This window comes from Geomesophilobacter sediminis (assembly GCF_016458275.1).
In the GTDB taxonomy this organism is placed as follows: domain Bacteria; phylum Desulfobacterota; class Desulfuromonadia; order Geobacterales; family Geobacteraceae; genus Geomesophilobacter; species Geomesophilobacter sediminis.
In genome coordinates, this window is the sequence record NZ_JAEMHM010000004.1 from 290,680 (window position 1) to 305,155 (window position 14,476).

A 14,476-nucleotide genomic window follows, 5' to 3' on the forward strand; every position below is an offset into this window, starting at 1 on the left:
GACTAAAAGTGGAGCTAACTTCCATTGAAATTGCACTTTTAGTAGCTATAAAGAGTAATGGCAAAACCTCAATGTCACGAGATTGTCAAATTGATCCAGTGACGGAAAAAGGGAAAAGAGGCGGACAAACACTATGATCGACGGGAAAAAGGGGAAAAAAATGGCACAGGCAACGGCTGAACTGCAGCATCTGAAGGGGATCGGCAAGGTGCTGGCGCAACGTCTTCACGGTGCCGGGCTGGGAAGCTTCCACGGCATCGTCGAGGCCGGGGAGGACGGGCTCAAGAAGATCCCAGGCCTCAATCCGGCAAGCATCCCCAACATTCTCGACCAGGCGAAGAAACTGTCCCACCGGGTCAAGCAGGGGAAGGAGGAGCGGGTCGCCGCGCTGCAGGGAAAGGTTACCGAGGTACGGGAAATGGTCGGCCGGGTCGAGGAACGGGTCCGGGAGCGTTTTGCGGAGAAGCTGGAAGGAAAGAGCGGGAAGAAGGTGTCGGCGGACCTGAACAAGGTCATGGCCGCGCTGACCCGGATGGCGGAAGGAGAACACAGCCGATTCAAACGCGCGGAGCGGGCTCTGGACAAGACCCACCGGCGGGTAGCAAAACTGGAAGAGGCGGGGTTGAAGAAAGTGCGTAAAGGGCTCAAGAAATCGAAAAAGTCCCTGGTAAAACTCTTCACCTGACTCCAGGCATCCCTCCGTGCCTCCGCTGCCGGAGCGGCACTCGGATTCCGGCTCCTCCGCCGAGGCGCCGGAATCCCCTGTTAACGACCAGCCTGGTGAAGCGGGAGCGCCGCGGCGCTCCCCACCCCCGGCCCCCCTCTCCTTTCCGCGATACGCCCCACCCCAAAGGTCACGCTCCCCGGTCGGCTCGCAGCACGGAGTGGCGAATGTCCTTCCCTTCAACCATGAAAACCACCATTTCGGCGATATTGGCGGCGTGGTCGGCGATGCTCTCCAGGTACCTCGAAATCTCATTGATGCGGAAGGCACCCGGACAGGTCGAAGAGTCTGCCATCATCAGCGTCAAGAGGTCTCCCTGAATCCGCTCCTCGAGCTGGTCCGCCAGACACTCGTCCTGGCGCACCAGCGCGGCCCGGTCCACATCGCCATTCACGAAGGCATCGAGCGCCTGTCGCAGGGCCCGGCTCGCGGTTTCCCCCAAGGCCCACAGGTCTCCCGTTTGCACCGGTCGCTCCCGGTTCAGCCCGAGGGCATGCCCGGCAATCAGCGCGCACTGGTCCCCGATCCTTTCCAGGTCGGTCACCACCTTGAAGACGAAGGTGATGAAGCGGAGATCGCGCGCCGCCGGTTGCCGCCGGGCCAGAAGCAGGAAACACTTCCCGTCGATCTTCACCTCGAGGTCGTTGACCAGACAGTCCTGGGCGATGGTCCGCTCGGCCAGTTCCGAATCACGCTCCATCACCGAGCGAACCGAATTTTCGATCATCTGCTCGACAATCCCCCCCATCTCCAATAACAGAGAGCGGATCTCGCCGAGTTCGGCATCGAAAAAGTGCCGGATCAGGTGTGCATATGCCATAAAAATCCTGTTCAGAGTTCAGAGTTCAGAGTTCAGAGTTCAGAGTTCAGAGTTCAGGGGTCAGAGTTCAGGGGTCAGAGTTCAGGGGTCAGCGGTCGGGGGCTGAGGAGGCTGGCTATCTCACGGCCATTGCTCATTGCCCAGCGCCCTTTTCAGGGTGAAGAAGAAGCTCGATCCCCGGCTGCTGCTCTCTACCGAGACGCTGCCACCCTGCATCTGAACCAGGTGTTTCACGATAGAGAGTCCGAGCCCGGTCCCCCCCTCGTCGCGGCTACGCCCCGAGTCGGCACGGTAGAACCGCTCGAAGATCCGGGGGAGATCCCGGGAGGGAATCCCGATCCCGGTGTCGTGGACCCCGACCCGGACCAGATTCGCTTCCACGGCATAAGACACCGTCACATCCCCTCCGGGCGTCGTGTATTTGATGGCGTTATCGAGCAGGTTCACGAGCACCTGCTCCACCCGTGCCGGGTCGGCCAATACCGGCGGGGCGTTGTGCAGCAGGTCGGCCGTCACGGCAATCCCCTTTGCCTGCGATTTTTGCTCCAGCAGGGAAACCACCTGAGCCGCCAGATCTCCCAGCTGCACCTTCTTGAGGTCCAACGAGATGCTCCCGGACTCGAGCTGGGACAGGGTGAGCAGGTCGCCCACCAGGGAGGCCAATCGTTCCGAATGCGCCAGGATGATGGAAAGAAACCGGGCCGACTGTTCCGGGGTGACCGGTCCGCCGGAGGTCAGGGTCTCCGCGTATCCCCGGATAATCGCGATGGGCGTGCGGAGTTCGTGGGAAACGTTGGCGACGAAATCCTTCCTCATATTCTCCAAGCGCCGGATGTCGCTGATGTCGTGGAACACGACCACCACCCCCTGCAACGCACCGGTCTCGGTCAGCGGCACCCAGTGGGTGAGCACGATCCTATCCGCCGTGTTCTTCAACTGGAGTTCCTCGATGCGCTCGGTTTTGGTCGCCATCACGTGCCGGAAGGTTTCGTGCAGTACCGGGTGCCGGGAGATGTCGATGAGCGGTCTCCCCACGACGCTTTCGGTGAGGGAGAGAAGTTCCCGAAGGGCAGGATTGACGAGGATGATGTTTCCGGAGGGTTCGACCACCAGGATGCCCTCGCCCATGCCGCGCAAGATGGCGTTCAGGCGATTCTTTTCGGCCTTGGTCCGGGCCAGGTCACGGTCGATGCGCAGCGCCACCTCGTTGAGGACCGCAGCGACCGCGGCAGCTGGCTCCCCGGAGGAGACGCCCAGGCGGGACCACCCTTCACCGGTCCCGATCCGGGCCGCAGCCTCCGCGATTCGCTGCAGAGTGCGCGTACCGGCCCGGTGACACCAAAAATCGATCAGCATCAGCACCAGGGCAAGAAGAAAGGCGATCGATGCCGCGATCTGAGTCTCACGCCAAAGGGCTTCACTCGCCCCATGCCGGTACAATGCCGTATTGAGATAGATGAACGGGGCAGCAACCGCAAGGACCACCACCATTACCCGCATCCCCCAGGCAGCAGGATTCACCTATCCTCCATTTTGTAACCGAAACCGCGCACCGTCTTGATCAGGTCGCCCGCTCCGCCCAGCTTGGTGCGGACCCGGGTGATATGGGTATCGACGGTCCGGGTGTCGTCGATGTAGTTGTATCCCCAGACATCCCGCAGCAGGACATCCCGGCTCTGCACCCGGCCCAGCCGCTGCACCAGGGTGAAGAGGAGTTTGAACTCGGTGGTGGTGAAGACCACCTCCTCCTCGTAGACCGACACGATATGCCGCTCGGGGTCGATACGGAGCGGCCCGACCATCACGGTACCCGCATCTCCAGAGTCGCTGTCGGTGCGCCGCAGCACGGCTTTAACCCGAAGCACAAGCTCCCGAGGGGAAAACGGTTTCACCACGTAATCGTCAGCTCCGACCTCAAAGCCGACCACCTTGTCGATCTCCTCCCCCTTGGCGGTCATCATGATCACCGGAATCCGCGACGTCCGTTCGTTTTTCTTCAGAACTTTGCACACCTCGGTTCCATGTAACCCCGGGAGCATGAGGTCGAGCAGGATCAGGTCAGGCAGAATGCGCCGCGCCTCGTCGAGGCCGGCCGCCCCGTCCTGGACTGTGACCGTCCTCAGGCCTTCCCTTTCCAGGTTGAAAGCCACCAGTTCAGCAAGATCGCCCTCATCTTCAATAATCAGAACAGTTTGCATGCCGCCTCACGATAGATTTCAAATTACACCGTTCTTAAGGGTGCAACTACTTCATACAGCCGTGATGTAAAAAAAGGGTTACAGCCGCGTAACATGTTGCGCAGTGGCATTTTTTCTCGTCGCAAGGGAGGATTTACTCAGGTACCGGTCCGGCACTCGACCTGTAGAGTTGTAGATGCTGCCGAATGATAAAGGATGGCTAATGATTGACATGCAATTTCTTTCCGGTGTGGCAACAAAAGCGGCAACGGAAGGAAACCGAAGATTCTGGGCAGTCTTTTGATAATAAAAAACGCTCTACCTTTCGAGAAGATAGAGCGTCATTTCACGGTTATGCTGGTGCGAGAGAGGGGACTTGATCCGCATATATACCAAACAGGTTTTCGTCAAGGATTTCGCCAGGGAGGATATTGATAAAGTCGGCATCGTCATATGGGCCATTCACGATTCTGCGAATATACTCAAGATCGCCTTGGGTCACTTCGTGGTTAAGACCCAAAAGCCGCGCAACTGCACGCGAGCGTTGCAGGAAACGCTCCTCTTCGACAACACCGGTCTTGACGTAAAGGATCCTGGTGTAGGCGGCATACATCCGCCGTACCACGCTGTCCGCCTTCTTCTCGCCGAAGCGCTCCTTGATCCGCTGATACTCGGACAAAATGGAGGTGTCCCCTTGGGCGCGATCCATACCCTCGATCCAGCCCCGAGTGTAATAAAAGGTCCCCTTCTCCTGGTCGGTAAGCTGCGCAAAACGCTCGCGGGAGCCGAGCAACAGAGGGATGCAGTCATGCACCCGGGGAATAGTCAGGGTAAAACCGTTCGGCCTCAGGTTGCGAGCGGCGCCCCCGCAAAGCCCGAACGCGAGAACGACCCGCGAGTACCCCACCGTGGCGTCAAGCTGGTGCTGCAGCTCCTCCCGCAAACGGTCCGGATATTTATGGAGCCCCATCGAAATGAACTGGATGTCGACGCCGTCTACAGGGGCTACCGCAGCAATTTCATCTTTCATCACCTCGCAGGAGATGATCTTTACCGGCATCTACGACCTCCTATCCGCTGAAACGAAAAAGGGGGCATCGCCGCGGAGTTATTTCCGACGGCCGGCCCCCCGCATCCCTAAATGAAATAGCTCAGCGCTCCCCGACGCACCTCTTCGGCGCGATCGACCCGATCCAGCACGTCGGCCAGGGTGGTGCGGTCCACGATCCGGGACGTCGCCTCCCGCACGTCCTTCATGACGATGCGGATACCGCAGGTCCCCTCGTCGCCGCACTCGGGACAGCTGGCATAGGCGGAATCACTGAGGCAGGAAACGGGAGACAGCGGACCTTCCAACACCCGGAGGGCCTGGCCGAAGGTGATGCTCCGGGGTGGGCGTCCGAGGTAATACCCACCCCCCTTCCCTTTTTTGCTCTGCAAAATGCCGCTGTGCTTGAGAGCCAGAAGAATCGCTTCCAGGAATTTCTTGGGAATCTTCTGTTCATCGGCGAGCTCGGCAATCAGTACCGGCCCCCGGTGGTATTCGCGGGCCAGGTGGACCAACGCACGCAGCGCATATTCCGTTTTTCTCGACAGTATCATTTCATCACCCTTAAAAGATCGCAGAGTTTACCGCTCTTCCGGCACCTGCTTTTTGAGTTTCAGGTAGTCCTGGTTTTCCTCGACCTCCCAGACCACCAGGAGTCTCTCGATCAGCTTGAGCAGCAGGTCGGCCAGCACGGCGAGGAGGGTGATCACGGTCGCCCCTGCGAAGATGCGGGTTACGTGGTAGCTCTCCTGGCTCTGCACGATGAGCCAGCCGATCCCGTTGCTTCCCCCCATCATCTCGGAGGCGACCAGCATGATGAAGGCGTATCCCGCGGAAAGCCGCAGGCCGGTGAAGATGGAGGGAGCGGCGCCGGGAAGGACGACGCTGGTGAACAGGGACCACCGCCCGAGTCCCAGGGAGCGGGCCGCCTTGAGCAGGGACGCATCGACGGTGCGGATCCCGGTAATGGTGCTGAAGACGACGGGCCAGATGCAGAGCCAGGCGATGATGAAGGTTTTTGCCACCTCTCCGATCCCCAGGAAGAAAATGATGATGTGGGCCAGGATCACCGGGTTGGCCTGGGCGAAGAGTTCCATGAGTGGCTCGGTTGCCGTCTGCAGGCGCGGGAACCATCCTCCTAGAAGGAGCCCGAGTGGGAGCCCCACCAGGACCGCGGCAAGAAGTCCCACCCCGGCCCGGATCAGGCTGATCCGGGTGTGGGTGGCCAACTCGCCGCTGGCGTAGAGATCGCGCAGCGCCCCCGCGACCCCGGAAAAGGGGGGAATGAAGAGCGGGTCCACGATGCCGGCTCGGGGCAGGATCTCCCACAAGGCCAGAAAAACCAGGGCGGCAAGCACCTGAAGAAGTAGAGAACGATCCGTTTTCATAGGTCAATTTCCCCCGCCGTCCACCGGCGTTCCGAAATGACGCGAGTGGGCGCCCGGGGCTACGGAGGCCGCTTCCCGGTTCACGTTCCGGACCTCGATGCCACCGAAAACCACGATTGCAACCAGTGCGGCTGCCCCGGTCCAGGCAGTTCCCCGCCCGGGGCGCCACCCGGAAACCGGGGCGAGCGCGGAAGCAGCCGAGGGGAGCGCGGTGTCTTCGCGCCAGGCGAAAAGGGCTCCCTCAAGGCGGATCAGGAACCGGTTCAGGAGATACCCGAAGATGACGATGAAGGTCGCGCCGGCATAGATACGCGGAATCTGATAGTTCATCGCCGCGTTGTGAACCAGAAAACCGAGACCCGCACTGGCCCCCAGCATCTCGGATGCCACCAGGATATAAAAAGTGATGGTCGCCCCGATCCGGATACCGACAAAAATCGTCGGGAGGGCCGCCGGTAAAATGACCTTGAGCAGAAGTTCCGGCAGGGATATCCCCATGGAGGCGGCGCTCTTTTCCTGCACCGGATCGACGTTGCGGGTTGCCGTCATGGTGTAGAAGAGCACCGGCCACAACGAGACCCACCCCACGACCGAGAGCTTGGCAACCTCCCCGATCCCGAAAAACAGCACGAATACCGGCAGCAGCGAGAAAGGGTTCACCTGGCTCAAGACCCGCAGCAACGGTCCCAGCGCATCGCCCAGACGTGGATACAGCCGCCCGAGCGCCAACCCGAGCGGCACCCCGACCAGGCAGGCGATCGAAAGCCCGACCACCGCCCTCCAGACGCTGACCACGATGTGGATCCCGAGGTAATCGTCAAGGAGGAGGTGGACGATTTCCCGGACCACGTCCGAGAACGCCGGAACGAAATAGGGGTCGATCCACCCCAGGCGCGGCGCCATTTCCCAGAGCAGGACGAAAACGCCAACCCCGGACCAGCGCAGCAGAAGATACGCCAACATGTTAGTTCGTCCTGCCATCCCTGAAGCTCCCTCACCCTGCCATCAAACTCAGTTGTTCCCCGAGAACGATTTCTGTTTCCACCCCACCAGTCTGCTTTCCAAAAGCCCCAGGGAAAAATTCAACGTGAGCCCCAAGGTTGAGATCAGAACGGTGGCGGCAAAAAGCTGCGGCATCTGGAAATTGATCTGGGCGTTCCAGACCATCCATCCGAGACCCGCGCTTGCGCCGATCATCTCGGCGGCGATCAGCATGAAAAAGGCGGTGCTGCAACCCATCTTGAGTCCGTGGAAAATCCCGGGAGAAGCATCGGGAAGGATCACCTTGAAAAACAGGGTGACGACCCCGGTCCCCAAGGAGCGCGCCGACTTGACCAGCAGCGGATCGATCCCCTTCACGGCGTTGATGGTGTTGAAGAGGATCGGCCAGATGCACACCCAGAAGATCATGGCTACCTTGGAAAACTCGCCGATCCCGAAGAGCAGGATGAACAGCGGAAAAAGCGAGAAGGGATTGACCTGTCCCAAAAAACGCAGCACCGGGCCGACCAGGCGCTGAAAGGTCCGGAAATTCCCACCAAGGAGAAACCCGAGCGGGATCGCGACCGCGGCGGCCCCGGCAAATCCGGCGGCGGAGCGGTAGAGACTTACCCCGACGTGGCTGAGGAGATCCCCCTCCCGGAAGAGATCCACCAGGGTCGCAAATACGACGGTAGGCGGGGTGATGAAGGTCTCGACGATTCCCCCCAGTTTGGGAAGGAGCTGCCACACGACGAAAAAGAGGAGGATGGAAAGTTTGTCCAAATGCCTCGCGAAGAATTGGTTCCGGATCGTTGCCATGGCGCTTCCTCCTATATTTCAGCCGTCTGCTTCCACCGCACCACCCGCCCCTCCCAAAAATGCAGCAGGGAGTTCATTCCCATGCCGAGAAAGGCGATGATGGACGCGGCGAGATAAAGCCTCGGGATCACGTAGTTGACCGAAGAATTGTGGACCAGCCAGCCGAGCCCGGCGCTGGCGCCGATCATCTCTGCGGCGATGAGCATCAGAAAGGCGGTAGTGGCGCCGAGGCGGATGCCGGTGAATATGGATGGAAGGGCTCCGGGGAACAGCACCTTGACGAACAGAGTCGTCCGTCCCCCTCCCATGGAGCGGGCCACCTTGACGAAGAGGGGATCCACCTCCTGGACCCCGGCAATGGTGGTAAAGAGGATCGGCCAGAGGCAGGACCAGAAGATCACCGCAAACTTCGCCAACTCCCCGATGCCGAAAAAAAGTACGAAGAGCGGAAAGAGCGAAAAGGCGTTGATCTGCCCCAAAAGTCGCAGCAGCGGGCGCAGGAACGTGGTCAGGCGGGGAAACCACCCACCGAGCAGGAACCCGAGGGGGATGCCAAAGGCAAGCGCAGCCAGAAGTCCCTGGAGGAGGCGTTTGAGGCTCGAGGTGATTTGGATCAGCAGCTCCCCGTGCTGCGCCATTTTGAGTGCTTCGGCCACGATCGCCGAAGGGGGAGGAAAAAACTGGCTATCGATCCATCCCTGGCGCGGTCCGAGCTCCCAGAGAACCACGAGGAATACGATTCCGTACCAGTCCAAAAGCCGGTCGTTGACTGATAGCGACCACTCCGTTGCCCATGCGGGCAAAAGTCGCGTTTTCCCTCCCGACCGGACCCGATCGGCAGCGCCCTCCCCGGTTCGGTAGACGATGCCTTCAAGCTGTTTCCCCTGGCTTGAGCTCATACGCACTCCTCCTTTTTTGTCCTGGTCTCTACGGCCGGATGCGACCCAATCTCCAGAACATAGTTCCCCGTCCAAATAAATGAGACCGGAGCAATAATGCCGCCGGTCTCCGGTTTTCCAGTCGACCTTGTCTGGGTTTGATCTTGTTCCGCTCCAACGTAAAAGAGGTCAAAAGGACTCGTCCCTTTGACCTCCGGTTTTCCGGTCAGCCTGGCCGTAGTTTCTGCAACGGCCCGTCATCCGCATTTATTCTACAAAATTGATAGGAAACATAGCCAAACCCAAAATCCTTGTCAATGTTTTTTTGAACATATTTTTCTGCGGGGCAAACCCGCCCGCGTCCCGCAAGCAAAAATGAACAAAAAGCACGGGTGGTTTTTCCGCAAAACCGGCTTTGCAAGGCGCCGTTTTAGTTTTTTCTATTGACACCATCCAGCGGATGGCGTATTAGACCATCAAAAACATAGACTTAATATCCATATCGCTAGGATCAAGAATCCTTCTGCCAGGGTCGACGTGATGATGAAATCACCGCAGTTGACCAATCCCCTTAAAAGACTGGTGAATCTGCCCTGCCGACGTATCGTGCCGGCGTGAGGTACATCCAACTTCCCCGGGAGTCGGAGCACTGATAAATAGAAAAATCGGTTAAAGGAGCCCAGCATGAGCCCCAAAAGATCCCCAGAAATCACTTTGCCCACAAGAGAAGCCATCGGAGCAGGCCTCCCCGACAGCGCGGGATACCACCTTTCCACGCCTTATATCGAGGAACGGTGATGGCAGCGCCGATAGCCGACCCCTGGAACCGCGACCTCGAGCAGGTCGTTCGCGAGGCGCTGACCGACATCCGTTTCGGCACCATCACCCTGGTGGTGCAGGACGGCCGGGTAATACAAGTGGATAAGAGTGAAAAGATCCGGCTCATCAAGCCGGGTCACATGGACGGTAGCGGTATCTAGCGCTCACCTTCCCGCCCCCTTTCCCGAGAACTGATTTGAAAAAAAGCCGACCAGGCATCTGGAGGCCAGGATCCCTATCCTGGCCTTTTTTCGTTTGGGCGCCAGGGTCCTGCCGGCACAGGAAAATACTTCAACCCCGGTAAGAATCCACCCCCAAAGTGCCTGACCTCATCGGCGGACCGGCCAGGAAGATCGATCACCGGCATTAATGACTTCCACAGGAGGAAAACGTGATTCCGTACCATCACTATGAAAGGGAAGCGGCTGAGGTATATCCCGGTCTGCGCACCCAAGCCCGCGTGAACGTCTTGACACCATTTGAGTGCCGGCGCCCGACAAGCAGCATGAATTTCCCCTCCTCCACGATGTTGGTGACCGCCATGAAAAGGATCGCGTCATGAGGATGAATTCCGCACCCGGCAAGGAGATTCTGGCCTTGGTCCGCGAAGGGGACTACGCGCACCCTGGCGAGGCAGACGCGGTGGACATGGTGTTCCGGGGGCTGACACGGGATCCCGAGCGGCTCGTGCTGGATGTCGGCTGCGGCAGGGGGGGGACCGCCGACCTCGTTCACAGGCGCGGCTGGGGGACCGTCACGGGCATTGACATCGATGCGGAGACCCTGGACGCGGCCGCAAGCCGCTACACCGAGATCGACTTTCGGGTGCTCGACGCTGGCAGGATCGGCGAGGTCTGGCAGTCGCGCTTCGACCTTATCTACCTTTTCAACGCCTTCTACGCCTTCCCGGACCAGACGCAGGCCCTCAGGGAAATGCACCGCGCCGCGCGGGAAAAGGCATCCCTGATGATCTTCGACTATACCGGCCGCGACGGCTCCCCCCACGATACCGGAACGATCGACCGACGGCGCCCCCCTTTCAGCCATCAGGGATGGTCGCCGCTTCATCCGAAACATTTCCCGGAGCTACTACGGGAGACCGGCTGGCAGGTAGAGCAGGTTGTTGATTTCAGCGCCGCTTATCTCGCCTGGTACCGGCGCCTCTGCGAAAGGATCGGCGCCAACCGGGAACGGATTGAAAGCGGTTACGGCGCCGAATGGTACGAGTACGTCCTGAAGACCTACGTGGAGCTCTACGATGCCATCGAAAACGGGCGCATCGGCGGAGCCGCCTACTGGGCGCGGCGCGCCTAACAACACGCAGAGGAAACCGGAGATCCTTTTTACCCCCCGGGTCCGATCGGAAAAACCGAAAGATTACCTAAGGTGGTCGTATGAACAACAACCGTGGGCTGAGAAGCCTGCTGGCGGTAAACGTCCTTGCGGGAAGCGCCAGCGGCGTCATGCTGCTCGTGCTGCCGCTTTACACCCTTTGGCTCAACGCCTCCCCGGCCGAAATGGGGCTTATCGGCGGGATGGCGGGTGCGGGGCGGATGCTGATCATCGTCCCCTCGGGCGTGTGGGTGGACCGGTACGGGACCCGCCCCCTCTTCGTCGGGAGTACCCTGCTCTGCGTGCTCCTGACCGCGGCGATCCCCTGGATTCGGAACCCGCTCCCCCTGATGGCGGTCTTGTTTTTCCAGGGAATGACCCAATCGATCGGCTTCATGACCCTACAGGCGAGTTTTCTCACCATACTGAGGCACCTGAACGCCTCCCAGGCCGGCTGGCAGCGAAGCGCCACCCAATTTGGCTTCTACCTCATCGGCCCCTTGGCCGGCGCACTCCTCATCTCCGGCGACCGCTACGCGCCGGCTTTTCTCGCCGTCAGTGCGCTTTTTCTCGCTGGGGTTGCCGTAACCCTCTACGCCGGGGATGCCGAAACCACCGGGCCCCGACAGCAACCGCCGTCCGCCACCCTTGGGGACGACTTCAGACAAACGCTCTCCCTTTTGGGGGACAATGACCTCCGCTGCGCGCTCGGCATCGAGTTCCTGGGCGCCGCCGTCTTCATGATGTACCGCACCTTCATGGGGCCGGTGGCGCTGGACGTCCTGAAACTTTCGACCCACGCGGTCTTCTGGCTGGTGACCACCCAGGGAACCGCGGCGATGTGCCTGCTGTTCTGGGGGGGGGGACTGGTCCGCAACCGTTCGACGGTCTGGACCTTCACCGCGGCATCCTTCCTGGTGATCGCCGGAAACGCATTGTTGGCTCTGGCGAACGGTTTCGCCGTGGCCTGGCTTGGTGGTCTCATCTACGGCGCCGGCACCGGCCTCCTCAGCTACGCGAGCCTCATCCGCCTCTCAAAGGTGCCTGGCGAAAAGGGAAAGATCGCCGCCCTCTTCAGCCTGAGTATCGCCGTCGGCAACACCGTCGGACCGGTCTGCGCCGGATACACCGGAGAACTGATCGGACTTCGGGGGGCGTTTCTCGTGCCGGTCGCCCTGATGCTCGCATCCCTGGCGGGGCTCGCCCTCTGGTTACGCCGGCCCCAGCGCGTGGAAGACACCTTCCCGCTGGAGGTATCCGGGGAAGAAAATTGACCTGCCGCGAATACTTCGGCAAAAAATCTTGACATTTCCTTTGTTACCGTTTACAAAGACACAAAACCTATAGCATTAATAGACTGGTTGACTCGACCTCGAGAGACCGGACGCGTAACGGCGGCCGGTCTCTTTCTTTTTCGGGGCAGCTGAAATACACATGGAACCGGCCCTCGGGCCGGAGCGACCGTCGACCAGGAAACTGGAGGCCGGAATACCCCATAAGCGGGGGATCCGGCCTTTTTCGTTTCGACTCCGGGCCGCGGACCCGCGGGAAGGTCGCGGGGCCCGGTCGGATGGTTCCCAAGGCAGGCATTTTGGTACGGACAATCGTTGCAGCAGCGCTCGTTCTGGGGCAAGTGGCCCTGGCATCGGCCGATGACAAGCAGGAAATAGGGAAAGATCGCTGTCTTTTCGACGTGAAGCTCTGCCCGGGAGGCGAGGAGTACAACATCGTCGATAAATACGACCACCTCAAGGAAGCATTGGAGAAGGGGGCATCGGTCTACACCCCCGAGGAACTGATCCACCTGAAAAAGAGCCAGAAGTCCACCGAGGAGACCCTGACCCTCCTCGGCATCGGCTGCCACTAGCAGGGCTGGAAGGGAAAAGGAGAACGGCATGAGGGGAAGATTCTGGATCTTTTTGGCGGTCGCGGTTTCCGCCGGGATCGCGCTTTGGGGCACCAGCGCCCGGGCCAACGCCAAGAAGGACCTCTTCGAGATGAAGACCTGGACCAGGAAGGACTGCTCGCTCACCCCGTGGCTGGTGGCGGACCGCCTCGGCTATTTTGCCGAGGAAGGGATCAAGGTCGTCTATACCGGCGAGACCCAGCCCGCGCTTCAGGTCCCCTCGCTTCTCAGGGGAAACAACGACGTGGGTGGGGGCCACCCCAACACCCTTGCCGTGGCCAACTCGGTCGGGGCCAAGCTGGTGGCGGTCATGGAGTCGATCGTCGAACCGGCACCCGGCTACGACCCGAAGTTCCGGCACATGTGGTGGTTCGTCAACCCGACGAAGCACCCCAAGGTAAAGAAGTTCTCCGACCTGAAGAACGTCCCCGGCAAGCTGAAATTCTCCACCATCAGCAAGAACATCTGCACCGATTTCCTGACCAATATCATCGCGGACAGGTACGGAATCCCCCGGGACAAAATTGAGTGGGTGAGCATGCCGGACGTGCAGGCGGTTCAGGCGCTGAAACAGGGGCTGGTCGACGTTGCGGGGGTCCACCCTCCCTTCTACCGGGGGATGCTCGATGCCAAGGAAGTCAAGATCGCCGATTCGACCGAGACGGGCCTCGGTGCCAGCGCGGGATTGACCTACTACTGGTTCACCTCGGGTTATATCAAGAAGCATCCCTCCGAGGTGGCTGGTTTCGTCCGGGCAATGAAACGAGGTCAGCGCTGGGCCAACACCCACCCGGAAAAGGCGGCCAAATGGGTGGAGGAGGCAATCGGCGTCCCGGTAACCGGAAACCACTACTATTCCGAGAATGCGACCATCGTGGAGAAGGAGATCGAACCGTGGCTCAGGTACCTGGAAGAAACCCGGATCCTGCCAAAGGGCAAAGTTACCGTCTCTTCCCTGGTGACTCACCAGTTCGAGGCTTACGGCAATACCGAGCGAAGCGGTCAGCACCCGAAGTCTGACCGTTGACAACAGCTGGCCCGGCCCCTTTCCGGGCCCCGAGGAGGAACATCATGAACGGAGCAAGACGAACCATCATGATCGCACTGCATGCATTTGCCGCCCTGACCTTCGCCCACGCCGCGTTCGCTGCGGCCCCCCAGCCGGAGAAGGTGCCGAAGGTCGTGCTCTATACCGCGTGGTACTGCGACAGCTGCAAGGCGGCGGGAGAGTACATGGCCCAAAGGCACATCCCCTTCGTGAAGAAGGACGTGGATCTCAACGAGAACTACATGCAGGAGCTCTCGACCCGGTACAAGATCAACGCTGTGCCGGTGATCGTCATCGGCAACGACGACAAGGTCCTGCGCGGTTTCAACAGGGACGTTTTTGACCGGGCGGTGAAGGAAGTCGCCAGCAAAACGAAGGAACCGGAAAGACCGCTGCGGTAAACGCCCCCATGGGGAGACCGGTACCTCAAGATTAGCGATCGTGGTTGACCAGAAGACTGGAGGCCGGAGCCCGTTTGGGATTCGGCCTTATTTTTTGTCCAAGAAACGAAAAGGAGGTTTGCCGCAGTGAGGAAG

The 14,476-nt window shown here is 60.1% G+C and carries 16 protein-coding genes; 7 read left to right on the top strand and 9 right to left on the bottom strand.

The window, feature by feature from the left end:
- Window positions 1–160: 160 nt before the first annotated feature.
- Window positions 161–685, top strand: a complete 525-nt coding sequence (locus JFN93_RS06315) for a helix-hairpin-helix domain-containing protein (RefSeq protein WP_199383147.1) — start codon at window positions 161–163, stop codon at window positions 683–685.
- A 169-nt stretch (window positions 686–854) separates the two neighbouring features.
- Here JFN93_RS06315 and phoU read toward each other — a convergent pair whose 3' ends face one another.
- The 9 genes from phoU to JFN93_RS06360 form a co-directional block, all read right to left on the bottom strand.
- A complete protein-coding gene (gene phoU / locus JFN93_RS06320) occupies window positions 855–1,544 on the bottom strand; it encodes a phosphate signaling complex protein PhoU (RefSeq protein WP_199383148.1) in 690 nt (229 codons plus the stop codon).
- Window positions 1,545–1,664: 120 nt separating this feature from the next.
- Window positions 1,665–3,065 (bottom strand): ATP-binding protein, encoded by a 1,401-nt coding sequence (locus JFN93_RS06325; RefSeq protein WP_199383149.1) that lies wholly within the window; start codon window positions 3,063–3,065, stop codon window positions 1,665–1,667.
- On the bottom strand, window positions 3,062–3,742 hold the full coding sequence (locus JFN93_RS06330) for a response regulator (RefSeq protein ID WP_199383150.1): 681 nt from the start codon (window positions 3,740–3,742) through the stop codon (window positions 3,062–3,064). The genes JFN93_RS06325 and JFN93_RS06330 overlap by 4 nt, the downstream gene beginning before the upstream one ends.
- 331 nt (window positions 3,743–4,073) lie before the next feature.
- Window positions 4,074–4,781 carry a DUF1638 domain-containing protein gene (locus JFN93_RS06335; RefSeq protein WP_199383151.1) on the bottom strand — a complete coding sequence of 236 codons (708 nt, stop codon included), beginning with the start codon at window positions 4,779–4,781 and terminating at the stop codon, window positions 4,074–4,076.
- A 77-nt stretch (window positions 4,782–4,858) separates the two neighbouring features.
- Window positions 4,859–5,320: an RrF2 family transcriptional regulator gene (locus tag JFN93_RS06340; protein ID WP_199383236.1), complete on the bottom strand. Its 462-nt coding sequence runs from the start codon at window positions 5,318–5,320 to the stop codon at window positions 4,859–4,861.
- A 30-nt stretch (window positions 5,321–5,350) separates the two neighbouring features.
- Entirely contained in the window at window positions 5,351–6,157 is an 807-nt protein-coding gene (locus JFN93_RS06345) for an ABC transporter permease (protein ID WP_199383152.1), read from the bottom strand.
- A gap of 3 nt (window positions 6,158–6,160) precedes the next feature.
- Window positions 6,161–7,120, bottom strand: coding sequence for an ABC transporter permease (locus JFN93_RS06350; protein WP_199383153.1), 960 nt, complete (start codon window positions 7,118–7,120; stop codon window positions 6,161–6,163).
- Window positions 7,121–7,168: 48 nt separating this feature from the next.
- Window positions 7,169–7,957, bottom strand: a complete 789-nt coding sequence (locus JFN93_RS06355; protein ID WP_199383154.1) for an ABC transporter permease — start codon at window positions 7,955–7,957, stop codon at window positions 7,169–7,171.
- 11 nt (window positions 7,958–7,968) lie between these two features.
- A complete protein-coding gene (locus JFN93_RS06360) occupies window positions 7,969–8,856 on the bottom strand; it encodes an ABC transporter permease (RefSeq protein ID WP_199383155.1) in 888 nt (295 codons plus the stop codon).
- Window positions 8,857–9,632: 776 nt separating this feature from the next.
- Between JFN93_RS06360 and JFN93_RS06365 the strand changes: the two genes are divergently transcribed.
- The 6 genes from JFN93_RS06365 (at window position 9,633) to JFN93_RS06390 (ending at window position 14,341) form a co-directional block, all read left to right on the top strand.
- Window positions 9,633–9,815, top strand: coding sequence for a YezD family protein (locus tag JFN93_RS06365; RefSeq protein ID WP_199383156.1), 183 nt, complete (start codon window positions 9,633–9,635; stop codon window positions 9,813–9,815).
- A 397-nt stretch (window positions 9,816–10,212) separates the two neighbouring features.
- Complete coding sequence (locus tag JFN93_RS06370; RefSeq protein WP_199383157.1) at window positions 10,213–10,968, top strand: class I SAM-dependent methyltransferase; 756 nt, start codon at window positions 10,213–10,215, stop codon at window positions 10,966–10,968.
- Between the two features lie 80 nt (window positions 10,969–11,048).
- The gene (locus tag JFN93_RS06375; RefSeq protein ID WP_199383158.1) at window positions 11,049–12,260 is read left to right on the top strand and encodes an MFS transporter; all 1,212 of its coding nucleotides are present in this window, start codon (window positions 11,049–11,051) and stop codon (window positions 12,258–12,260) included.
- Window positions 12,261–12,577: 317 nt separating this feature from the next.
- Complete coding sequence (locus JFN93_RS06380) at window positions 12,578–12,853, top strand: hypothetical protein (protein ID WP_199383159.1); 276 nt, start codon at window positions 12,578–12,580, stop codon at window positions 12,851–12,853.
- A gap of 28 nt (window positions 12,854–12,881) precedes the next feature.
- Entirely contained in the window at window positions 12,882–13,919 is a 1,038-nt protein-coding gene (locus JFN93_RS06385) for an ABC transporter substrate-binding protein (protein WP_199383160.1), read from the top strand.
- A 44-nt stretch (window positions 13,920–13,963) separates the two neighbouring features.
- Window positions 13,964–14,341, top strand: coding sequence for a glutaredoxin family protein (locus tag JFN93_RS06390; protein ID WP_199383161.1), 378 nt, complete (start codon window positions 13,964–13,966; stop codon window positions 14,339–14,341).
- Window positions 14,342–14,476 lie beyond the last annotated feature (135 nt).